Source organism: Gottfriedia sp. NPDC058432 (genome assembly GCF_042721555.1).
Taxonomy (GTDB): Bacteria; Bacillota; Bacilli; order Bacillales; family Bacillaceae_G; genus Gottfriedia.
On sequence record NZ_JBHXLC010000003.1, the window covers coordinates 280,168 to 304,407 of the forward strand.

Annotated in this window: 22 protein-coding genes and 1 other annotated feature (1 of these 23 only partly in view); of the genes, 1 reads left to right on the plus strand and 21 read right to left on the minus strand. The window is 33.4% G+C overall.

Going from position 1 to position 24,240, the window contains the following annotated elements:
* Window positions 1–166, minus strand: a binding site (T-box leader); it reaches 58 nt to the left of the window's first position.
* 55 nt (window positions 167–221) lie between these two features.
* The 10 genes from ACFWM3_RS05505 to spoIIGA all read right to left on the minus strand — a co-directional run bounded on the left by ACFWM3_RS05505 (window position 222) and on the right by spoIIGA (window position 7,612).
* Window positions 222–710: a DivIVA domain-containing protein gene (locus tag ACFWM3_RS05505; RefSeq protein ID WP_056471050.1), complete on the minus strand. Its 489-nt coding sequence runs from the start codon at window positions 708–710 to the stop codon at window positions 222–224.
* Between the two features lie 89 nt (window positions 711–799).
* Window positions 800–1,573, minus strand: a complete 774-nt coding sequence (locus ACFWM3_RS05510; RefSeq protein WP_390310619.1) for a YlmH family RNA-binding protein — start codon at window positions 1,571–1,573, stop codon at window positions 800–802.
* A 68-nt stretch (window positions 1,574–1,641) separates the two neighbouring features.
* On the minus strand, window positions 1,642–1,902 hold the full coding sequence (locus ACFWM3_RS05515) for a YggT family protein (RefSeq protein ID WP_056471054.1): 261 nt from the start codon (window positions 1,900–1,902) through the stop codon (window positions 1,642–1,644).
* Window positions 1,903–1,906: 4 nt separating this feature from the next.
* Window positions 1,907–2,413: a cell division protein SepF gene (locus tag ACFWM3_RS05520; RefSeq protein WP_056471057.1), complete on the minus strand. Its 507-nt coding sequence runs from the start codon at window positions 2,411–2,413 to the stop codon at window positions 1,907–1,909.
* A gap of 5 nt (window positions 2,414–2,418) precedes the next feature.
* Window positions 2,419–3,093, minus strand: coding sequence for a YggS family pyridoxal phosphate-dependent enzyme (locus ACFWM3_RS05525; RefSeq protein ID WP_056471060.1), 675 nt, complete (start codon window positions 3,091–3,093; stop codon window positions 2,419–2,421).
* A gap of 4 nt (window positions 3,094–3,097) precedes the next feature.
* On the minus strand, window positions 3,098–3,922 hold the full coding sequence (gene pgeF, locus ACFWM3_RS05530; RefSeq protein ID WP_056471063.1) for a peptidoglycan editing factor PgeF: 825 nt from the start codon (window positions 3,920–3,922) through the stop codon (window positions 3,098–3,100).
* 246 nt (window positions 3,923–4,168) lie between these two features.
* Complete coding sequence (locus ACFWM3_RS05535; RefSeq protein WP_390310622.1) at window positions 4,169–4,450, minus strand: YlmC/YmxH family sporulation protein; 282 nt, start codon at window positions 4,448–4,450, stop codon at window positions 4,169–4,171.
* A 477-nt stretch (window positions 4,451–4,927) separates the two neighbouring features.
* Window positions 4,928–5,707 (minus strand): RNA polymerase sporulation sigma factor SigG, encoded by a 780-nt coding sequence (gene sigG / locus ACFWM3_RS05540; protein ID WP_056471070.1) that lies wholly within the window; start codon window positions 5,705–5,707, stop codon window positions 4,928–4,930.
* Window positions 5,708–5,976: 269 nt separating this feature from the next.
* Window positions 5,977–6,696, minus strand: coding sequence for an RNA polymerase sporulation sigma factor SigE (gene sigE / locus ACFWM3_RS05545; RefSeq protein ID WP_056471072.1), 720 nt, complete (start codon window positions 6,694–6,696; stop codon window positions 5,977–5,979).
* 10 nt (window positions 6,697–6,706) lie between these two features.
* A complete protein-coding gene (spoIIGA, locus tag ACFWM3_RS05550) occupies window positions 6,707–7,612 on the minus strand; it encodes a sigma-E processing peptidase SpoIIGA (protein WP_387361764.1) in 906 nt (301 codons plus the stop codon).
* Between the two features lie 200 nt (window positions 7,613–7,812).
* On the opposite strand from spoIIGA, the gene ACFWM3_RS05555 reads away from it, so the two are divergent.
* Complete coding sequence (locus ACFWM3_RS05555; protein WP_056471079.1) at window positions 7,813–8,481, plus strand: class I SAM-dependent methyltransferase; 669 nt, start codon at window positions 7,813–7,815, stop codon at window positions 8,479–8,481.
* Between the two features lie 47 nt (window positions 8,482–8,528).
* Here the strand turns inward: ACFWM3_RS05555 and ftsZ are convergent, their stop codons facing one another.
* The 11 genes from ftsZ to ACFWM3_RS05610 all read right to left on the minus strand — a co-directional run bounded on the left by ftsZ (window position 8,529) and on the right by ACFWM3_RS05610 (window position 24,235).
* Window positions 8,529–9,671 carry a cell division protein FtsZ gene (gene ftsZ / locus ACFWM3_RS05560; protein WP_056471082.1) on the minus strand — a complete coding sequence of 381 codons (1,143 nt, stop codon included), beginning with the start codon at window positions 9,669–9,671 and terminating at the stop codon, window positions 8,529–8,531.
* Window positions 9,672–9,706: 35 nt separating this feature from the next.
* Entirely contained in the window at window positions 9,707–10,993 is a 1,287-nt protein-coding gene (gene ftsA / locus ACFWM3_RS05565) for a cell division protein FtsA (RefSeq protein ID WP_056471085.1), read from the minus strand.
* A gap of 222 nt (window positions 10,994–11,215) precedes the next feature.
* A complete protein-coding gene (locus ACFWM3_RS05570) occupies window positions 11,216–11,971 on the minus strand; it encodes a cell division protein FtsQ/DivIB (protein WP_056471087.1) in 756 nt (251 codons plus the stop codon).
* A gap of 594 nt (window positions 11,972–12,565) precedes the next feature.
* Window positions 12,566–13,474, minus strand: a complete 909-nt coding sequence (gene murB, locus ACFWM3_RS05575; protein ID WP_056471090.1) for a UDP-N-acetylmuramate dehydrogenase — start codon at window positions 13,472–13,474, stop codon at window positions 12,566–12,568.
* A gap of 75 nt (window positions 13,475–13,549) precedes the next feature.
* The gene (murG, locus tag ACFWM3_RS05580) at window positions 13,550–14,641 is read right to left on the minus strand and encodes an undecaprenyldiphospho-muramoylpentapeptide beta-N-acetylglucosaminyltransferase (RefSeq protein ID WP_056471092.1); all 1,092 of its coding nucleotides are present in this window, start codon (window positions 14,639–14,641) and stop codon (window positions 13,550–13,552) included.
* A gap of 237 nt (window positions 14,642–14,878) precedes the next feature.
* On the minus strand, window positions 14,879–15,952 hold the full coding sequence (spoVE, locus tag ACFWM3_RS05585) for a stage V sporulation protein E (protein ID WP_056471191.1): 1,074 nt from the start codon (window positions 15,950–15,952) through the stop codon (window positions 14,879–14,881).
* 61 nt (window positions 15,953–16,013) lie between these two features.
* Window positions 16,014–17,366 (minus strand): UDP-N-acetylmuramoyl-L-alanine--D-glutamate ligase, encoded by a 1,353-nt coding sequence (gene murD / locus ACFWM3_RS05590; protein ID WP_390310625.1) that lies wholly within the window; start codon window positions 17,364–17,366, stop codon window positions 16,014–16,016.
* Window positions 17,367–18,341 carry a phospho-N-acetylmuramoyl-pentapeptide-transferase gene (gene mraY, locus ACFWM3_RS05595; RefSeq protein WP_056471095.1) on the minus strand — a complete coding sequence of 325 codons (975 nt, stop codon included), beginning with the start codon at window positions 18,339–18,341 and terminating at the stop codon, window positions 17,367–17,369.
* Window positions 18,342–18,446: 105 nt separating this feature from the next.
* Complete coding sequence (locus ACFWM3_RS05600) at window positions 18,447–19,913, minus strand: UDP-N-acetylmuramoyl-L-alanyl-D-glutamate--2,6-diaminopimelate ligase (protein WP_390310627.1); 1,467 nt, start codon at window positions 19,911–19,913, stop codon at window positions 18,447–18,449.
* Window positions 19,914–19,938: 25 nt separating this feature from the next.
* Complete coding sequence (locus tag ACFWM3_RS05605; protein ID WP_056471103.1) at window positions 19,939–21,891, minus strand: stage V sporulation protein D; 1,953 nt, start codon at window positions 21,889–21,891, stop codon at window positions 19,939–19,941.
* Between the two features lie 133 nt (window positions 21,892–22,024).
* Window positions 22,025–24,235 carry a penicillin-binding protein gene (locus tag ACFWM3_RS05610; RefSeq protein WP_390310628.1) on the minus strand — a complete coding sequence of 737 codons (2,211 nt, stop codon included), beginning with the start codon at window positions 24,233–24,235 and terminating at the stop codon, window positions 22,025–22,027.
* Window positions 24,236–24,240 lie beyond the last annotated feature (5 nt).

Consider the following 24,240-nt stretch of genomic DNA (forward strand, 5'->3'; position numbering starts at 1 on the left):
ATCACTGTCCACTTAGCATTCGTAACGTGAATGAAACGGCTTTTCTTACTCATTTTCAGAAAAGCACTCTAGGGTGATTTTCCTTCTATTTTCTATATCAAGCTTTCACTATCCTTGACTCGCTACCTAGTTTTATAGAAGTACTCTTCCCTGTCACCGATTTACTATTAATATCTAATAAATTATATTTAAAACTTTACAAATCGTCAAGGCTTATACGACTAGTTTGCGATTTCTTCTGTTTCTTTATCATCTAAAATATGATCCCAATCTTCATGACCTAACATTTCTAATTGAGTTTCAATTGCCATTCTTAAACGTGTTCGGAAAACTTTGGATTGCTTCTTAAGCTCTTCAAATTCCATTGTAACTTTTCTAGATTTAATTAAAGCTTCATTGATAATACGATCAGCATTTTTCTCCGCTTCTTTAATGATCAATTTAGCTTCTTTTTGAGCACTACCTTTTACATCTTCAGCAGCTTCTTGCGCAATCAAAATTGACTTATTTAAAGTTTCTTCTATAGTAGAAAAATGCTTTAATCTTTCTTTCATATCAAGAATTTGTTCATCTAATTGTTTCTTCTCACGAATAACTAATTCATAATCTTTAATGACTTGATCTAAAAACTCGTTAACCTCATCTTCGTCATAGCCACGAAAACTTTTACCAAATTCTTTATTATGAATATCAAGTGGTGTTAAAGGCAATTAAGCCACCTCCATGTATGTATGTTCTTTATTAATAGGTTATAATAAATTTTCGACAGTTTCTACGTTTTTCCTTCTACAATTTCTGACTATTTTTTAACACCGTAGTTTATCCGCCATTTTTCTTTTTTTGATAAGCCATCAATTGACATTAACATTCCTCTACCAAAACCTTTGACAGAGAATAAATCTCCTTCTTCACATAAAAACGAAGTAGAATCAATAACTCGCTGATTTACTTTAACGTGTTCGGCCTTTATTAAACTTTGAGCTTTTTGTCTCGATATATTATAGAATTCACTCAATAAGACATCTAATCTTAGTGATGACACAGTCCCATTATTAGTTTGCCAAACATCATCTGATTCAATCAATTCTTTAAATGAAATTCTACTTAATTTAATTGGCGATTTCCCAACAGAATTTAAGTTATTTTCTACAAAACTTGCTACTTCATCAGCAACAATTACTTGGATTATATCATTTTTAAGTAGAATATCACCAAATTTTCCTCTAGTGATTCCTAAAGACATTAAAGTTCCTAAAACTTGCCGATGTGATAAAGTGTGAAATTTAGTTGCATAATCTACGTCAAATGCAACCAAAGAATAGTCTTCTTCAACTGGTGTATAAAAACTTGGATAAATAATTGCACGCTTTCGTTCACAATCTTCACGACCACCAAAAAAAGCGACAAAACACTCCGCTTGATTACCGATAATTGATTGCATAATCATTTGTTCTCTTAAATCAAGAAAATCTGTCAACTTAATAGAATAACGTTCAATTGCTTGTTCCTTCCAACTGATAACCTTGTCTACGAAAACATGTTCTTCTTTTCGAAAATGATCATAAATACTCATTGATGTAATCCTCTTTTTCATCAAACTTTCAATATTAATTAAAAAAGAGAACCTGTTAGATTCTCTTTTTAAAAGTAATGAGAAATACTTATTATTCCATATCCAGCAAATTCTAAAGCAAATAATGCAATAATAGGTGAAAAATCAAACATACCGATTGATGGAACAATTCGACGGAACGGCTCTAAATATGGTTCTGATAACCTACCAATTAAGCGACCGAAGCCTGATTGTCTTATTTGAGGGAACCAAGATAAAATGATATGAATTACGATGACGTATCTATAATACTTGATTAATTGGTATAAAATATATAAAAGTAAACCCATTTAATTACCACCTTTTAACGGAATTTTCTTCCTCAAATAACATATCTGTAATCGTTCCAGAAATATCAATATTATCAGGTGTACAAATAAAGGTATTTGTACCAATTTTTTTTATATCTCCACTTATTGCATAAACTGTACCACTTAAGAAATCAACAAAGCGTTTAGCTTGATCGATTTGCATTTGTTGTAAATTGATCACAACTGCTTTTTTTGATTTTAAATGATCTGCAACATCCTGTGCTTCTGCATATTCACGCGGCTGCGCTAATACAACTTTTGACGACAAAGAAGCTCCTCCTGGTATACTTACTAATTTTTGCTTTGATGCATTTCGCTCATGATTAATTTCTTCATTTGCATGTTTAGAAAATTGTTGTTGTTGATATTGTTTTTGTTGCTGATGTTGTTGTTGTTGCTGTTGTTGCTGTTTTTGCTCTTCGTATTCATAATCATCTTCATACTCATCTTCCATTGCAAAAAAGTTTCTTACTTTCCCAATAATACTCATCTTCTCTACCTTCCCTTTCCTACTAAATCAGTACCTATTCTTATGAATGTAGCACCTTCTTCTATTGCTATCTCAAAATCATTAGACATCCCCATTGATAATTCAGAACATGGAATATTTGCAATATGTAGATCTTTTACTTTTTCTTGTAATTCCTTTAATCCTTTGAAACTATTTCGGATCATCTTTGCATCCTCTGTAAATGGTGCCATCGTCATTAATCCTACAACTTGTACTTTATCAAATTCTGAAAGCTGTCTAGCAAATTCGACTACATCATTTGGGCTTATGCCATGCTTTGAATCTTCTCCAGATACATTGACTTGTAGGAAGCACTTTAATGGTTCAGTTGCTCTTTTTTGTATCTCTTCTGCTAAAGATAGTCGATCTAAAGAGTGTAAGTAATCTATTCTATGAATGACGTCTTTTACTTTTCTAGTTTGAAGTGAACCAATAAAATGCCAAACAACATCATTTTGGATGTGATCTTGTTTTTCCTTTAGACCTTCAAAACGGTTTTCGCCAAATTGTTGTATACCTTCAGCTAAAACTTCTTTTGCCACTTCTGTTGAAACTTGTTTAGTAACAGCTATTAAAGTGACTTCATCATTTCGATTTGCTCTTACTTTGGCTGCATTAATTTGTTCACTAATACGTTCATAATTTTGTTTGACTGTCATGATGCTAATTCCTCCAACCAATATAACTCATCATTCTTCCTGTTTTTCCGCCATCTCTACGGTGAGAAAAAAATACGTCCGGGTTACAACTTGTACAATAATTTGTCATTATTATATTTTCTTCACTAATACCCGATTTAATGAGTAATTGTTTGTTTGCTTCTTTTAAATTCAATTTGAATTTCCCGTTATGTAAAGTGGTTAAAATATTATTAGGTATTTTGTGTTCAAAAGCATCATTTAATTTATTCATCACAAAATCATCCACTTCATAACAACAATCACCAATGGATGGCCCGATTGCAACTTGGATATTTTTTAGTTGTAAGTTTTCTTCTGTAATCCATTTTTCGATTAGACGTCCGCCAATGTTTTGAACAGTACCTTTCCAACCTGCATGAGCTAAACCAATAAATTTACTTGTTGGTTCAAGGAAATACAATGGAACACAATCTGCATAACAAGAAGTTAATAATATATCTTCCTCATTCGTATAAAAACCATCTGTTGTCTCGATGCTACTTCCATAATCAATAACACCTTTGCCACAATCTTTTTTCGTTACTTTCACGACATTATTCCCATGAACTTGTTCTGAACAAACCCATTTCGTTTTTGAAAACTCTAGTTTACTCGCAAGGAGTTCTCTATTTTCTACTACAATATCCTTCGAGTCATTTACATGTAATCCAAGATTAAAAGAAGTGAAACAACCTTGGCTAACTCCATCATTTTTTGTTGTAAATCCAGCAACTAAATGTTTGTATGAGTCTTCCCAAGGTTGAATCATAAAAGTACTTTCAGTCGATTGAATGAAACTCTCTTTCATATTTATAAGACCTCACAGAAAACTAATTTAGTAAATATATGTAAACCAGTTGATGGTTTCCTATATTTTACCATAGATTTCACATTTTTGATTATTTTTGACAAAACACAATTATTTTTTTCACTTTCGAAAGTATAAATTAGTTTCAAGGAATCCTACTCGACATGGTTGCATTCTATTAATAGAGTATAAATACAACGACGCCTTTGACTTCGCCTAAAAAGCTCGTCAGTCAGCGAGTTTTCATTATGTGAATTTTACTGGACTTGCTTGATTTTCTTCCAAATCCACAGATGAACGATATTTTACCAAAATAACATCTTCGCCTATTTTCACAATATCATTCCAATAAATTGTCATTTCCTCTTCTTTACTAAAAAAATTCAAACCTTTCCCGGGCTTTGTTAAAATAATCGAAGTGATTTTTCCGTTTGATTGATCAATATCTAAATCAACAATATTTCCTAATTTCTTTCCATCAGCAACATTTACAACATCTTTAACTTGAAAATCTGAAATTCTGGCCATTTAACTTCACCATCCTTTTTATAAAATATATGAAGTAAGGGCCAAACATCATGATAAAATTCAAATAAAAATGTGTTAGACAATGTTGTTCGATGTTCATCCATTGTCTAACACATTAATATCGTATTTTCATTCTTCCAGTTTAACTATTTTGTAGTTATTGGATTATTTGGTTTTTGATTTTGTTTTTTTATAAATTTCATTCATTATAATTTGGAATTCATTATATAGGAATTGAAGCTCTAACTGAGGCTCCTAACTCCTCGAGGTCATAAGCCAATTTCCGCTAAAGGTTAAAAACCTACTTTTCTTTCTTTTGGGTAATTACTCTTTATTCAGGGAAAGAAATAGTATGATGTCTAGCTGCGGCTCCTAGCTCCTCGAGGTCATAAGTCAAAGCCCGATGAAAGTAAAAAGCAACTTTCCTCGGTCTTTGCCTTATGCTTGTCGGAGCTGACCAGTCGCCTCCGCTTTTCGTTAGCCCTGTATATTTTTGTTCATTTGTTTTATTGCTGATTTTTCTAGTCTTGATACTTGTGCTTGGGAGATTCCGATTTCTTCGGCAACTTCCATTTGTGTTTTTCCTTGGAAAAATCGTTTGCTTATGATCATTTTTTCTCGGTCGTTTAATCGTTTCATTCCTTCGCGTAGTGCTAGTTCTTCAACCCATTGCTCGTCCTTATTTTTATCATCACTTAGCTGATCCATTACAAAAATTGGATCTCCGCCATCATTATATATCGGTTCAAATAACGAAACTGGGTCTTGAATTGCATCTAATGCAAAGACGATTTCTTCATGTGTTACGCCTAATACTTCTGCGATTTGAACAGGAGTTGGTTCTTTTGAATTCTCTGCTAATAATCGCTCTCTAACTTGTAATGCTTTATAAGCAATGTCTCTTAATGATCTAGACACTCTTATTGGGTTATTATCTCTTAAATATCTTCTTATTTCACCAATAATCATAGGTACAGCATACGTCGAAAATTTTACATTTTGGCTTAAATCAAAATTATCAATAGACTTCATAAGGCCTATGCAGCCTACTTGAAATAAGTCATCCACAAATTCTCCGCGATTATTAAAACGCTGAATAACACTTAGGACAAGTCGCAAATTTCCATTTACGATTGTTTCTCTTGCGCTTCGATCACCGCTTTGCATTGCATGAAATAACTTACGCATCTCATCATTCTTTAAAACTGGAAGCTTTGATGTATCTACACCGCATATTTCTACTTTGTTTCGTGTCATGATGTTCCCTCCTACTTGGAGTTGCTGTACTATAGGTAAGTATCTCCTTCGGTGGAAAATTTATGCACAAAATAAAATATACAAAAATAATAAATTCCGGATTAAAAAAGCCTAACAAATAGAGAAAAAACAAGGATTTTTTTATAAAATTAATGAAAATTAACAGGTAGGTCTTATGAAAATATTTTTAAATATTATGTGGATATCCTTTATACATAGAAAAAACCGATTAGTATTTGAAAAAATCAAATCTAATCGGTTCTTATATTTTAAACCATTTTATTAAACTCTTTTCGAAGTCTTTTAATAATACGTTTTTCTAATCGGGATATATATGATTGCGATATTCCAAGCATATCCGCTACGTCTTTTTGAGTTTTTTCTTCAGTTCCATCTAGTCCAAATCGTAGTTCCATTATTTGCTTTTCACGATCGTTCAGTTGATCTAATGCCTTTGTTAATAATGATTTATCGACATTGGCTTCCAAGTCCTTCGTAATGATATCGTCTTCTGTTCCTAATACATCAGAAAGTAATAATTCATTACCATCCCAATCAATATTTAATGGTTCATCGAATGATACTTCAGAACGGTTTTTATTATTTCTACGTAAATGCATTAGTATTTCATTTTCAATACATCTTGAAGCATAAGTAGCCAATTTAATTTTCTTTTCCGGATTAAAGGTATTAACGGCTTTTATCAATCCGATTGTACCAATGCTAATCAGATCTTCAATATTAATCCCCGTATTTTCAAACTTTCTAGCGATATAAACTACTAATCGTAGATTTCTCTCAATTAATAGCGATCTAGCACCTAAATCTCCATTTGGTAGTTTCTGTAAAAGCTTTTCTTCTTCTTCCCTTGTCAAAGGAGGCGGTAATGCTTCACTTCCCCCAATGTAGTATACTTCATCGGCTTTCAAACCAAGCTTTACTAATAGCTTATACAAACCTAACTTTAGTTTTAAGAAAAATCGATTCATTTTCTACCTCCTATGCAATTTCATTAATTGTTCCCTGCATCATTTTTGGATGAAGGATACATTCATATAAATTGTCTGAAGACAAAGTAACATGACTCAATCCAACTAAAACCGAACTCGATGAATACCATTTCCCATTAATTTTTAATTTAACTACAGTAGGTTTTATTGCGACGAGGAATTGATTACTTTGACCAATACTTTTATAAGGTATATACGTTCCTTGAAAAAAACTTAAGACATCGAGTGCTTCAGTATTATGTAATGTATTTTCTGAGTCCCTTACTAACTTTACTAGTTCTATTGGTAATCCATAGTCACTAGTGGAACAATCTAAAATAATGACTGGTTTCCTAGAAAGAGGCTCATGAAGTGAGTTACCACTATCCATTAATCCTCTAATTTTAATCGAAGTGTTTCGCCACACAATTTCCATTTCGTACATTTCATTCAATTTCCATTTTGTAAACGAAATCTGATTGATCGATTTTCTAGCGTAAAATATAACGATTGGTAGCATTCCAATAACAAAATACCAGCTAACAGGGTCCCCATAAAAGGATGATTTCGTTAAATTTGATTCATTCGTAGCAAATAAATAATGTAAGCCTAGTAATGCCCCACCTAAAACGAATGTTGAAAAATAGAAGATACTTAATAGCTGTAAAAAAGTGATAATCCGTTGACGTCCAAATGCAAAAAATACGATGAAAAACGATAATAATATTTTCATAAAGGGTGAGCCAACAACATATGCATAAGGAGTAAACGTCATTAAAACAACGATTGAACCTAATAATGCCCCTAACAATGACCGCAAAATAGATACATTTCTTTTTAGAATTAAGCCTGTCAACTGAATAATCAAGAAGTCCATTAACAAGTTTAATAACCAAACAAGATCGCCATATATCACCAATTTTGTTCGCCATCCTCTATAGAATATTCATTTATATGTAAGTATAGGATGAGCACGGTAAGAAGTCTGTCAAAAAAAGGTATCTTTATTGAAGAGTTTTTCGACAATACATTTTCGAAATATGGATTGGACAGGTCAATATTTAATAGAAAACTTCCTTTTGTTTCTATTAAATCCGTCTAATAAGGAGTGAGGATTTGGATAACTGGATATTTCATTCACCCATTTTTGAGTTTGACGGAACTAAACCAACAATAAGACAACACTCTGCCTGGAAAGGTCACGCTAAATTTGCTTATGATTTAGTTCAATTCGTGAAACCAAAAAAAATTGTAGAATTAGGTACTCACTTTGGCTTTTCTTTTTTTTGTTTTTGTCAAAGTGTGAAAGATCATAATCTGTCATGTGAATGTTTTGCAGTTGATACTTGGCAAGGTGATCTGCATAGTGGATTGTATAGTAATGAAGTTTTTGATACGGTACGAGAAGTTGTTCAAAAACATTATCAAAAAGAAGCTAAAATGTTACGCAATTCTTTTGACGAAGCTATTAAGAATTTCGAAGATCATACGATCGACATACTTCATATTGATGGATTTCATACTTTTGAAGCTGTGCTACATGATTACACTACTTGGCTACCAAAAGTATCAAAAGAAGGAATTGTTTTAATCCATGATACTGAAGTAAGAATACAAGACTTTGGCGTTTATAAATTTTGGGAAGGCATTAAACAACAACTCCCATCTTTTGAATTTACTCACTCACATGGGTTAGGTGTATTATTCCCTAAAGGCTGTAACGAAAAGTTCAAGAGTGTTTTCAGTGATCTAGCTAATTTACAAAATCACTATTCGAAAGAATGAAAAAAACCAAGATAAGAGATTCTCTTATCTTGGTTTTTTTACATTTATTAGCGTCTTTTACGATTACGTAAGAACGCCGGAATATCTAAGTCATCAAGACTAGTTACATTTTTAGTCGTTTCTACAACCGGAACTTCTTCGCGAATTGGTTCGCGTTTAATAGTTGGTTGTGGTGTTTGAGTAGGTGTTGAAATTGTTTGTCTTGCCATTGGTTTTGGAGTAGGTGGTGCTGTAATAACACCTTCAAATCCAGTCGCAATAACCGTTACAATAATTTCATCCTTTAAGTTTTCATTGATAACAGAACCGAAAATCATATTTACTTCTGCATCACATGCAGTCGATACGATATCTGCAGCTTCTTGAACTTCATATAAGCTTAAGTTAGTTCCACCAGTGATATTCATAAGTACACCTTGCGCACCATTAATTGAAGTTTCTAATAATGGACTAGAAATAGCTTTTTTAGCTGCTTCAGCTGCACGGTTTTCTCCACCAGCAACACCAATACCCATTAATGCAGAACCTTTATTAGACATAATTGTCTTAACATCTGCAAAGTCAAGATTAATTAATCCCGGAACAGCGATTAAATCAGAAATACCTTGAACCCCTTGACGAAGTACATTATCTGCTTCGCGGAATGCTTCTAGCATTGGAGTATTACGATCAACGATTTCTAATAATCGGTCATTAGGAATAACAATTAAAGTATCAACGCTTTCCTTCATTGCAGCGATTCCTGTTGCTGCTTGAGTTGAACGCTTTCTACCTTCAAATGTAAATGGACGAGTAACTACACCTACAGTTAATGCACCTAATTCTTTTGCTACTTGTGCAATTACTGGAGCTGCACCTGTTCCTGTACCGCCGCCCATTCCAGCAGTTACGAATACCATGTCTGCTCCTTTAAGAGCTTCTTGTAATTGTTCTCTACTTTCTTCTGCTGCTTTTTTACCTACCTCTGGATTAGCTCCTGCCCCTAAACCACGAGTTAGTTTGCCACCGATTTGCATTTTAACTTCTGCTTTTGATAGATTAAGAGCTTGTGCATCAGTATTCACAGCAATAAAATCTACACCCTGTACTCCATGTTCAATCATTCGGTTAACGGCATTATTTCCTCCGCCACCTACACCAATTACTTTTATCTTCGCTAATGCATCTACATTTGTATCAAAATCTAACATGATTGATCCCCCTACTATTCAAATTCATCACAAATTTAATCCCATAAATATTTAAAAATGCTTTTAACTTTACTCATGACGCGCTCTTCATCCTGCTGTTTTGGTTTTGGTTTTGTATTTGAATTTGAAACAGCCACAGGTTTTCGTTCATTTGACTCGAATGCAATATTAGAGCTAAGTTTTTTTCCACGCATTTTTGATTTATAAAAAGCATACTTGATTAGACCTACACCAGTAATGTATTGAGGTTCTCTTACACCAATATAATCTGGTGTTGCAACCCTTACATTATTTTTAAATACCCTTTGAGCTAAATCGATTACACCAGTCATTGTTACTGTACCACCAGTTAGAACAAATCCACCTGGCAAATTGCTGCCCCTCATTCTTACAAGCTCATTTTGAACCATAATGAAGATTTCTTCTAATCTAGCTTCAATAATATCGGAAATTTCTTGCTGACTGTATTGTTGATGTTGTTCACTACCCATTATTGGAACACTTAATACTTCTTCAGGTAATGCAGTATCATAAAAAGCATGTCCAAATTTCACTTTAATTTTTTCTGCATCTTCTGTTGAAGTTTTCAGTCCAATTGATATGTCTTTTGTAATATGGTCCCCTCCAACTGGTAGGACTGAAGTGGCCATAAGTACACCCTCTCTAAAAAGAGAAATTGTAGTTGAGCCTCCACCCATGTCAACAAGTGCTACACCTAAGTTTTTTTCATCCTGCTTTAGTCCTATCGTACTTGCAGCCATAGGTTGTAGACAGATATCCGTTACTTCTAACCCCGCTCTTTCAACACAACGAAGTATATTATGTACTAGAGTTCTTGAACCAGTGATTAATGTACCTTCCATTTCCAATCGTACACCAATCATTCCTCTTGGGTCTTTTACCTCAGAAAGGCCATCAACAATGTATTCATGTGGAACAACATCGATAATTTCTCTTTCCGGTGGTATAGAAATTACTTGAGCCTGATCCATTACCCTTAAAACATCTTCATTGTCAATTTCTTTATTTTCTTTAGAAACTGCTACTACGCCGTTCGTACTAATCAATTGCACTTGATTCGCACTAACCCCTACAATTACTTTGTCAATATGAATGCCAACCATTCTTTCTGCTTGATCAATTGCTTTTTTGATTGATTTGACTGTTTCATCTATATCAACTATTGACCCACGTTTTAAGCCCGAAGATTTAACATTACCAACACCGATAATGTTAAGTGTGTCGTTAACTAGTTCTCCTATGATTACTTTAATTGTTGAAGTTCCAACGTCAAGACTCACATAGATCTCATTGCTGTTCATGATGGCACCTCCTTTTTCTCTATCTATTATAATCGAGCATCAATTCATTCTTAAATATCATATATGACAACTATTCAACATTTACGGGGTTTTTCCTCTTTTTTTAAGTTTGATTTTTCATAATCTTTTTAATTTTTTTCAATATTTCTATTTAACTACTAGTCTACACTAACATGTAAAGTTAAAAAAGACTTGAAAGTACTGTTTACTAATGTATATCGGCTATTTAGTATCCGTACTATAAGGAGAAAAATACGCACCAACTTCTAAATGGATAACCCCTTTTTGATCTTTAGGTATTGACTTTAAAATTAATGGGTAATTTGACATCTTATTTGAGAATTTTCGAATCGTTGTCCTAACTTCATACCCTTCATTCGTAAAAACCGTTATTAACAAAGGATCATCCTTACTTGGAGTATAATCTATTTCAGAAATTGAATGAAATATACTTTGTGGCATTTTTTTCAACTCTGCAGCCATTTCCTGCAACTCGTCTCCTTGTTTCCAACCAATTAAATCAGGTGCTGTAGTATTTCCTAGTGATTTTTTCTCTTTAATAAGGACTCCGCTTTCTAACAATAGATACTTTTTCCCGCTGAATAGACCTTGTCCAACAGGCTGAAATTCTTTTACATCGATTTCTACTTTATTAGGAAATCTTTTACGTACTATTGCAGATTGAATTGTATTTTGACTTTCAAGCTGATCTACTACCCTTTTTGACCTTATTGTCAAAAAGCTTTTATTAACGTTTACACCGGCTAATTTTTGAATTTCTTTATCAGAGTACAGTTGGTTTCCATTAATTACTAAGTGAATTTTTGAACCAATTGATGTTTGGAAATATAATACACATAAAAGCAAAGAAAAAAACACAAGAATTGTAACCAGTAACCGCAAATTTGTTTTTTTACGTTTTTTATTACGTAAAACAGGTACACGGTCTTCTAAACTAATAATCTTATTTTCCTGCATAAATATGCCTCCATTATCAATGTTCAACTAAAAATACCTTTTTAATTTACTTTTGCTTAAGAAGTAATTTAAGAATAATGAACTACTCATGACTAAAGTTACGAGTTACTTGGGAACAAAGCATACTTGCTAGCGTATTTCTTTCCTAGCAGAGGTTTCTTTTATTTACCAAGCTATCCCCGTAGTCCCTACGGTTAAGTTTTCCTAACGCTAGGTAAAACGCACTCAGCTTGATTTTATACTGAGGGATATTACGGTTGTTCTTTTTGCGACTTCCGAGAGGTATTGGCGAACGACAGCCACCAAACAAGTTCTATTCACGCAACAAGCACCATACTTGAATTCGTTCTAGTTCAAGTGTCCGATATGATTTTATCTTATACTTCATGTCGAATACTAGTATAGTAAAATAATATGACGTTTTTTTAATACTATATTGCATCCGAAGTCGACTCATCTCATAATTTAAATCACGAGTGTTCTTGACTTAATAATAGAATAATAAAAAATAGAATAGCAAATGAATGCCATTCTATCTTGGACATCATATGCTATGTAAATTATAGCATATAATATGGTTAGTTTAGAAGAAACTTACATTTTTTTCCCAACAATTTCAACTTCTGTTTCAAGTTGCACATTAAATTTTTCTAATATAGTTTTCTTTATAAATGCTATTAAGTCTAGTACATCTTTTGAAGTGGCATTTCCAGCATTTACAATAAAGTTTCCATGCATTTCTGAAACCTTCGCACCACCAATTTGATATCCTTTTAAATCAGCACGTTCAATTAAATTACCAGCATACTGTGGTAATGGATTACGGAAAATACTTCCAGCACATGGATAATTCCAAGGTTGTGTTTCTCTTCGATAATCTTTGTTTTTTTGCATTAATGCAGTTGAAGCTTCTTTTGATCCCTCTTGAAGCTGAAGTTCTGCTTCTAATACAAATCCTTTACGTTTATGTTGTAAAACTGAAGTTCGATAAGAAAAATCTAATTCTTCATTTGATAACCATTCCATTGTTCCATCAGGAAATAGAATGTGTGCTCTAGAAGTAATATTTGAAAAATCTGATTGATGGGCACCCGCATTCATATATACACCGCCACCAACACTACCAGGAATTCCACTAGCAAACTCTAGACCGGATAATCCTTTTCTACTTAATTGAGTAGCTAATCGAATAACTGAATAACCTGCACCTACAACTACTTTAGTACCTTCTACTTCAATGTGATCTAAGCAATCACTAATTTTAATTACGACACCTTCAATTCCTTGATCCGATACAAGTAAATTTGACCCTCTTCCGATTACCGTCACATCTACGTTATTTTCATTTGCAAGGTTAATAATCTCTTTAATTTCATTTACAGTTTTAGGAATGACCAAATACTCAGCTGGTCCTCCAATTTTCATTGTCGTATGGTTTGCTAAAGGCTCATTTATTAGAAGACTCGAGTCATTTAATATTTCCTTTAATTTTGATTCAAACATTCGATCTATATCCCCCTTTAGCTTATAGTATCTTCTATTACATTTTTATTTTATTTCAAACTTGTTCGTGCAAGTTCATTTACTTATTTTCTCTAATACATTTACTAGTTTTTTTGCAGCATCTGGTACACCGATTTTTAATGATGCATTTTTCATCTCTTCAAGTTTAATAGGATTTAGTAATACTTTTTCAATTTCAGTTACTAAATATTCACTATTGAAGTTTTTTTCCAATATAACAATTGCCGCACCATTTTTCTCAAGTGATCTAGCATTAACTTCTTGATGATTATTCGTTACATATGGGCTTGGTATTAAAATACTAGGTTTCCCTAATGCAGTTAATTCTGCTAATGTAGTTGCCCCCGCTCTTGATACAACTAAATCCACTTCTCTTAATACTTCAGGCATATTATGTAAAAATGGCTTAACCACTACATTTTCTGGGTTACCGACTTTATTTATTTCCTCGATAACAGAATCGTAATGTACTTCGCCTGTTACATAAATCATTTGGTAATCTTTTTCACCTAATTGATTGACACTTTTTAAAAAGGCTTGATGAATCGGTCTTGCTCCCCTTGAACCACCAACAATTAGTACTGTGCGTTTACCTGATTTTAATCCTAATGATTCTAATACGGCTGGATTTGATTCTCCAAGTACTTCAGAAGCCCTTGGGTTTCCAGTAAACACTACTTTCTCTTTATTAAAATATTCAGCAACTTCTTCAAAACAAATTGCAACTTTTGTTACATAGCGATTTAAGAACTTATTTGTTAGACCAGGTATACTATTTTGTTCATGGATAACTGTCGGAATCCCTAGTTTTGCTGCTGCATAAACAACAGGGCCACAAACATATCCACCAGTTCCAACGACTACATCTGGCTTAAATTCACGAATTATTTTCTTACTATCTGATACACCCTTTAAGAATCGATAGACTGTTTTAAAATTCTCTAATGATATGCTTCTCTTGAATCCTGTAATAACAATAGATTTAAAAGGTATGTTTGCTTTAGATACAATCCCTTTTTCTAATCCATTTTCTGTACCAACATATAAACATTCTACATTGGAATCTTGTTTTTTTAACTCTTTAATTAGCGCAAGTGCTGGATAAATATGACCACCAGTACCCCCACCACTAACTAAAATTTTCATAAAGATCCTCCTAAATTACAATACATAAATAACTTTAAGCAGTTTAAGTAGTTATTATACCAATTTTATCACTATCATTCTAATTGTTTTTTCTATAAAAATAAAGAAAACTTACCAAGAGGCGAGTATTTTGGTAAGCCCAGGGCGCGTTTTCTTCTCTTAAAATATAAAAAAGACCGACTCATCTTTGAAAAATTCAAGTACATCATGTACTTGTTTCAATTTGAGTCGGTCTTTTTATGTACGTGCATGTCTACTAATATTTAATAATACACCTACTGCTAATAGCATTAATGTTAAAGATGAACCACCATAGCTTAAAAATGGTAATGTGATCCCTGTAACAGGCATTAAGCCTATGACAACGCCTATATTAATCATTACTTGTATTGCAATCATTGAGACAATTCCTACTGCTAAAAAAGTACCGAATAAATCAGGAGCACTTAAGGCAATTCGGATCCCTCTCCAAAGTAATAAAGAGAATAATAAAATGACAAAAGTTCCGCCAATAAATCCTAGTTCTTCTGAAAGAATAGCGAAAATGAAATCAGTTTGTGGTTCCGGCAAATACATAAACTTTTGTCTACTTTGTCCCAATCCTAAACCAAATAATCCACCTGGACCAATTGCATAGAGTGATTGAATAATTTGGAATCCAGTTCCTAATGGATCAGACCATGGATCTAGAAATGATGTAATCCTTTTAATTCGGTATGGAGCAGAAGCTATTAGGCCAACAAATCCTGCAACCCCAACAATTCCTAACCCCATAAAATGAGAAATTCTTGCTCCAGCTACGAATATGATGATTACACAAGTACCTACCATTACTGTACCTGTTCCTAAATCAGGTTGAAGCATAATTAAACCAAATGCCAAAAAGACAAGACCTAATGTTGGTACCAGACCCTTTTTAAAAGACGTAATATTTTTCTGATTATCTGCTAAGTATTTTGATAGAAATACCATCATTCCAAGTTTCATAAACTCAGAGGGCTGGATCGAGAATGCACCGATACCAATCCAACTTCGTGCACCCCCTCGTACTAGACCAACTCCTGGTACAAGTACAAGTACCAACAAGATAAAACAAGCGATTAATATTTTTTTTGCATGTGTTTTGAAAAGCCAGTAGTCAATATTTGAAACTACAAACATCCCAACTACTCCAACCCCAGCAAATAATAATTGCCGTTTAGCAAAAAAGAACGAATCATGAAACTTATACGATGCCCATATTGCACTAGCACTGTAAACCATAATCATACCTACTGTTAATAATGATAGCGTAACGAGAACAAGAATCATGTCAGGACTATTTTTCTTTGTTGGCACTTAAATACACCTCAACTTTTGAATTAAACAAGCCTTACATTAATTTATGCACTGCTTGTATAAATTTATTACCACGTTCTTCAAAAGTCTTAAATTGATCCCAGCTTGCACAAGCAGGTGACAATAAAATAATATCTCCAACTTCTGAATGAGCGAATGCTTCATTTACAGCATCTTCAACATTATCTACCGATTTTACTGCTTTCATTCCTGCTTTTTCTGCTGATTCAATTAATTTATCTGCTGTTTGACCATAAGTGACCATTTTTTTTACATTTTTAAAATAAGGAATTAAATCGTCAAAGCCATTTCCTCGATCTAATCCACCAGCTAATAAAATGACTGGTTTTTGGAAAGAAGAAATTGCTTTTTGTGTTGCTAAAATATTAGTAGCTTTTGAATCGTTATAAAACTTTCTATTATTTATTTCAGTAACAAACTGAAGTCGGTGCTCTACACCAGTGAAAGTTGTTAATACCTTTTCAATCGCATCATTTTCAACATCAAGTAGCTTAGAAATCGCTACTGCTGCTAATATATTTTCTAAGTTATGTTTACCCGGTAAGACAATTTTTTCAACTTCAATAACTTTTTTCTCTTTAAAGTAAACAAAGCCATTTTGAACATATGCACCATCTTGCACAATTTTAGTTGTAGAGAATGGAATAATTTTAGCTCTAATTTGAGTAGCCATTGCCATTACATTCTCATCATCAAAATTAACGACAGCAAAATCATTTTCTGTTTGATTTTTAAATATATTGGCTTTTGCCCTAATATACTCATCCTTTGTACCGTGATAGTCTAAATGAGCTTCAAAAATATTTGTGATTAATGAAATTTTTGGACGGAAACTTTGGATTCCCATCAATTGAAATGAAGAAAGTTCAGTTACAATAATATTTTCTTCATTTGCACTTTCAGCAACTTCACATGCAACAGTACCAATATTTCCTGCAACAAGTGGTTTTTTATTGCCTTCTTGTAACATATTTAATGCTAAAGTTGTGGTTGTTGTTTTCCCATTTGATCCTGTAATTCCGATAAATGGTGCTTCACTTATTAAATAGGCAAGCTCTATTTCCGTATAAATCGGAATATTACGCTTTACAGCTTCGATTAATAAAGGATTCGTATATGGAATTCCTGGATTTTTAACGATACAAAATGGTTGATTATCTAATAATGATAGTGGATGATCACCACAAACTACGTTAAAACCTTCACTTTTTAACTTTTGTGCAATTTCATTTTGTTCAAATGGAGTTCGATCATTTACAGTTACAGTCGCACCTAATTTTTTTAATAATTTACTGGCTGCATAACCGCTCTTTGCCATTCCTAATACTAATACATTTTTATTTTGAAAGTTCGATACGTTATTCAATTACATCCACACCTCAATATAGATTCCTAATAATGCAAAAAGTAATCCTACAAACCAAAATGTTACAACTACACGCCATTCTGTCCATCCAGATAATTCATAATGATGGTGCAAAGGACTCATTTTAAATACCCTTTTACCTGTTGCTTTAAAAGATGCAACTTGAATCATTACTGATAATGTTTCAATTACAAATATACCACCAATAATAACAAGTAAAATTTCTAAGTGTGTTACGATTGCAATGGCAGCTAACGCTCCACCTAATGCTAATGAGCCCGTATCTCCCATAAAGACTTTTGCAGGGTGTGCATTAAATACTAAGAAACCTAATACAGCTCCTACAACTGCGATTGAAAATATTGCAACATCAAGCTGGTGTTGGTTATAAGCAAGAACTGCATATGCACCAAATGCGATTGCTGCTGTACCTGACACAAGTCCATCTAATCCATCTGTTAAGTTTACAGCGTTAGAAGTACCAACAAGCATAAAGATAATTAATAATACATAGATAAAGCCTAAATCAAATGAATAATTTGTTCCTGGTATAGAAATAGATGTAGAGATTCCCATAGCACGGATTGCAAAAAAGACAATGATTGAAACAATAACTTGGCAAATGAATTTTTGTTTAGATGTTAGTCCTAGGTTTCTTTTTTTAACAACCTTTATATAGTCATCTAAAAATCCAATTACTCCAAAACAAATTGTGACAAATAATAATACATATGTACGTGTTGATAAAACATCAAAATACATAGAAATTAAAAGTGCAGATAAACTTAAAGCAATTAATATGATAATCCCACCCATTGTTGGGGTTCCTGATTTCTTTTTATGAGATTGTGGACCTTCGTCTCGAATACTCTGTCCAAATTTAAGTTTTCTTAAGTACGGTATAAAAATAGGCGATAAAATGACTGCAATGATAAATGCTGTAATCATAGCAACTAAAATTGACGGTTCTAGCATTATACGCCCTCCTTTCTAAGTTCTCTTCTTTGTTGTTTACTTAATAGTTTAATTCTTTTAAAAAGAATTATGAAATCAATTTTTCACATTACAAAGAAGAGGATATTATCCTCTTCTTTGCAAAATAGCTTCTTTAGCTTCTTCAACATCATCAAAATGTGAAACATTCGTTCCTACAATCTGATATGTCTCATGACCTTTACCTGCAATAACAATAATATCATGTTTTTTTGCATTTTGAATCGCAAATGTTATAGCTTTTTTACGATCTTCTATTACCGTAATATTATTATGCTCTAATCCGCGTTTCATGTCTTCTAAAATTAAGGTTGGGTCTTCTGTTCTTGGGTTATCAGATGTAAAGATCGCTTTAGTTGAAAGATCCGCTGCAATCTTACCCATTAGTGGACGTTTTGTTCGATCACGATCTCCACCACAACCAACAACAGTAAATATATCATTTTTTGCAAATTGCTTAACAGTATTTAATACATTTTCTAAACTATCTGGTGTATGGGCATAGTCTACAATAACTGTAAAATCTTGACCAGCATTAACTGCTTGGAAACGTCCTGGTACACCTTCAATTGTTGCTACAGCGTCTAGGATTGTCTCCATTTCGATATTTAATGCGATTCCTGCACCGATTGCAGCTAACACATTATATACGTTAAATGTTCCAATTAGATTCATTACTACAACATATTGTTTATTTAAGAAATGTAAAGTGAATCTAGTACCAGCATTCGTTAATTCAATTTCATCAGCAAACAAGTCAGCTTCTTGACTTAAACCATAAGTAATTAAATTAGCTTGCGTAAACTTCATATATTCATCAGAAGCAGGATCATCATTATTTAGGATTGCAAATTTAGGTTTTTGCGTTGAGAAGCTATTACCTAATTGAGAGAATAATATACCTTTAGCTTTTTTATATTCTTCCATCGTTCCATGATAATCTAAGTGATCTTGTGATAGATTTGTAAAAACAGCAATATCATATTCACAACCATGAACACGCCCTAAATGTAATGCATGTGAAGAAACTTCCATAACTGCAGTATCCACATTTGCATCAACCATTTTTGCAAACATTGATTGTAAAGTTAAACTATCAGGAGTTGTATTTTTTGTTTCAAAAATCTCTTCTCCAATTTTCATTCCAATTGTGCCAATAACACCAGTTTTTTTCTTATTGTGTTTAACAATCTCTTCAATAATATATGAAGTTGTGGTCTTACCATTCGTACCAGTAATACCAACTAGATTTAGTTTGTGAGTTGGGTTTTCATAAAAGGCATTACCAATAACAGCCATCGAACGATTTGTGTCTTTCACATAAGCTACTGGAACATTCGATTCAATTGGTTTTTGTGCAAGTATTGCTACTGCGCCGTTTTCAATCGCTTGATTTACGTACTTGTGGCCATCAACTGTATACCCCTCGATACAGATAAATAAATAACCTGGTTTTACATTTCTTGAATCCATTTCAACCCCAGTGATTTCCGGATTTTCAACTGGAAGATTCACTAAAGGCTTTAATCTTGATAGTAAAGTATAAAGTTTCATAGTAATTCCTTTCGTTTACACTAAATCATTTTTTATCTTTAGTCTTAGATTTAGTTTCTTCTTTCGTTCCTAAATAAATTCTAATTTTAGAACCTTCTTTTAGTTTAACACCTGCTTTTGGTGCTTGGTCAACGACAATATTTCCACTGCCACTATATTCAATAGTAAAAGTATCTAGCAAAGGTTGCAAATCTTTTTTCTCCAAACCAATTAAATTTGGTACTTCATATGTTGGTGTATCACCATATACGAATTTTTTTGGGATTTGATTTTTTCTTGGTGGTACGCCTAAAACTTGCATACTATCACGAATAATATTCCCTACTATTGGGGCAGCTACAACTCCCCCAAATTGAACAGTGCCTTTTGGATTATCAACTGCAATATATACCACTATTTGAGGATTGTCTGCCGGTGCAAAGCCTACAAACGAAACGATAAAGCTACTATCATCATATCGTCCATCTTTAACTTTTTGAGCTGTTCCAGTTTTACCTCCAACACGATACCCTTCCACAAATGCACCTTTACCAGTACCTTGTGCAACAACACTTTCTAGAGCTAATCGTACCTTTTTAGATGTATCAGGAGAGATCACTCGTCTTTTTGATATTGGTGTTTTACGACTTACTACTTCGTTTGTAACCGGATCTACAAACTCTTTAGCGATATAAGGTTGGTAAAGAATTCCCCCATTAATAGCAGCTGATACTGCTGCAACTTGCTGAATTGGTGTAACTGATACACCTTGACCAAAAGCAGTTGTTGCTGCTTCAACTGGACCGACTCGATCCATACTGAATAAAATTCCTGAGCCTTCACCTTGTAAATCAATTCCTGTTTTTTGGCCGAAACCAAAATTACGAATATATTTAAATAGACGATCTTCTCCTAAGCGATTACCTAATTCTACAAATCCTGGATTACATGAATTTTGAACTACCTCTAAGAATGTCTGGGAGCCATGTCCACCTCTTTTATGACAACGCAAACGAGCTCCAGCTACTTCAGCAGCCCCATCATCATAAAAAGTGTCTTTATTCAAATCTACTAACCCTTCATTTAATGCTGCTGCGAGTGTGATAATCTTAAAGGTTGAACCTGGCTCATAATTTGACCAAACAGGTAAATTTCGATTATATACTTCAGGAGAAACATTTTTAAAATTAGTAGGATTGAAGCTTGGACGACTACTCATTGCCAGTATTTCTCCCGTATTCGGATTCATCGCAATTCCAATCATTGAATCAGGATTATATTGAGCTGTCGCATTATTCATTTCTCGTTCAAGAATTGTTTGTATACGCGAATCTACAGTTAATTTTAAGTTTAAACCATTAATCGGCGGAATATAGTCGTCTGCAATATTGGGCATTCTTTGTCCCTTAGCGTCAGAATAAAATTGTACACTACCTTTTTCACCACTTAATTGCTTGTCATAATAAAGTTCTAATCCATTTAAACCTTGATTATCAATTCCTGCAAAACCTAAAACATGAGAAAGATAGTCACCAAATGGATAATATCTTTTAGAATCCTCTGCTATGTAAACACCAGCTATGTTAAGATCTCGGATTTGTTTAGCTTTCTCATTTGTAATTTTAATACCTTCTGTACGAATGTGTTCCATACTAGATCTTTTCGTTAAAATCTTATAAAGTTTTACTTCGGAGATTTTTAAAATTGGGGCAAGTTTCTCAGTCGCTGCTTTAGGATCTTTAATTTGCCTAGGAACGACTAATACAGATGGAGCACTTTTATTAGTAGCAAGAGCAACACCATTACGATCTAAAATTTCACCACGCTTCGGTTCAAATGGAATGTCTCGACTCCACGAGTTTTTCGCTCGCTCAGTTAAAAGATCACCCATCGCAAATTGTACATAACCAAGCCTTGTTGCAATAATAGAAAAAATCAATAAACCACCAATGAATACAAAAAATAATCGTTTTCGAACTGTTACATTAGATACTCGCATCGAAACGAACACTCCTCTACATTATGTTCGTTTCAATATATGCTTGTACCAATTACAATAGACCTCCTAGCTTTGTATTGTCCTAGGAAGGCCTATTATAATTTTTATTTAATTGATTCTTACTTCAACCTTTTTACTCTTGCCCATCTCCATTTACATCAGTGCCATCTTTTACATCAGTATTTTCTTTGGTAGATCCATTCGGTTTCGCTAATTCAATTGTTAAATAATCATTATCCCGTAGCTCTGAATCCTCTTTAATACTCTGACTCGTTACGAAACCAGATCCTTTTGAAGAGATTTTCAGCTTAAATAATTTACCTAAACGATTAACATCCGATTTTGACCAACCAACGATTGACGGCATCGTATTTGTACCATTTGTCTTGAGATAGATTTTAGTACCTCTAACAACTTGAGTTTTGGACTTAATTGATTGTCCAGTAACTTCTAACCCATTACCTAATAATACTGGTTTCAATCCTTCAGATACAGCTAAAGATTTTGCTTCATCTAAGGTTAGACCTTTCAAATTCGGAATCTCAATACTTTCTTTATCGATTAATTTATCTACCTTTGCATTTTCAACTGGCTCAACCTTCATATACTCTAATGCGCCTTTAGTCACAGTTCTAAATATTTCAGAAACACCGTCTGAACCGATTTCAGTCGCTTCAAGTTTTGGACGAAGCATTGCTACATAAACAACCAATTTAGGATTATCTGCTGGTGCCATACCGATAAATGAAAATAGATTTTGACCACGTCCTTTAAGATATTTCCCGTGATCGTCAACAACTTGGGCAGTACCAGTTTTACCTGCTACTGAGTAGCCTTCAATCGCATAGTTATGCCCTGTTCCGTGTGGCGCAGTAATAACTGTTTCTAATAACGCTCTCTCTCTTTTTGCTGTTTCTTCTGTAATTGGATTACCAGCAACCTGAGATTTATAGTCTTTAATAACTTTATTCGTATCATGCTCGACAATTTTGTCAACAAGATAAGGCTTCATCATTTTCCCATTGTTAGCAATAGCACTTGCAGCTTGGATAATTTGAACTCCAGTTACTGTAGATCCTTGTCCAAAAGCAGTTGTAGTTTTTTCAAGTGGATAATTAAATACTAATTTACCACTTGATTCACCTGGAAGATTAATATTAGTTTTTTGTGTAAATCCAAAGTTTTTATAATATTGTAAAAATCGATCTGCACCTATTTTTTCATTAAGTAGAATCGAAATTCCTACGTTTGAAGACCTTTGAATCCCCTCATCAAAAGTAATTGATCCCCATCCGTTTCGATTTACGTCATGGACAGTGCCTCCACCTGGTACTTTATATCGACCTGATTGGAAATATTCATTTCCATTATAAACTCCTTCATTCATTGCAGCACCTAAAGTGAATATTTTCATCGTAGAACCTGCTTCAAATGCATATGAAATCGGGTCATTCGTATAGTTTGTAATGTCATGAAGATTCGGATTGAAGCTAGGACGATTACTCATCGCAAGGATTTTACCTGTTTTTGGGTCAGAAACGATTGCCATAATTTTTTCTGGCTCATATTTTTTTTCAACGCTCGTCATTGCGTCTTCTAGTAAACTTTGAATCTTTGTATCTATTGTTAAATACACATCATCACCGTTGTGCGGAGGAATAACCTTTTCATTTACATATGGTAATATATTGCCTTTTCGATCACGTAAAAAGCTTCTTTTACCATCCTGTTCAGTTAACTCAGTATTTAATGATTTTTCTAATCCCATTTCTCCAATTAATTCGCCATTATCATTTATATTTGTGTAACCCAAAGTATGGGATGCAAAAACACCATTTGGATAATAACGTTGCTGTGAAGGAGTAAAAACAATACCAGGTAGCTTTAATTTCTCAATTTGTTCTTTTTTGCTTTGAGAAATATTTCTTCCACCTGGTCCTAATTCAACTTGATATTTTGGTTTACCTAATTTCGCTAAAAGATCCGATTCATCAATACCTAAAATTGGTGCTAATTCACTTGCGGTTTTTTCTTTGTCTACGACATGTCTTTTCACTTTAGAGTTTTTTGATGCACTTGGATCTAGAACGGCCGAAACAGTGTATGCTGTCACCTCTTCCGCTAGTGGAACCCCATTTGAGTCATATATTGTTCCTCTTTTAGCAGGAATTTTTTGAGATGTATTGTAATTCTCATCAGCATATACTTTTAAATTTTTACCTTCTACTGTGTTTGATAATTGAATATAAGAAAGTCTAGCAACAAGGGAGATAAAAAAGACTAAAGTAGCAATAAAAAACCAACGAATACCATAATTTGTGTATTTATTTTTTTTCTTACTCATATCAT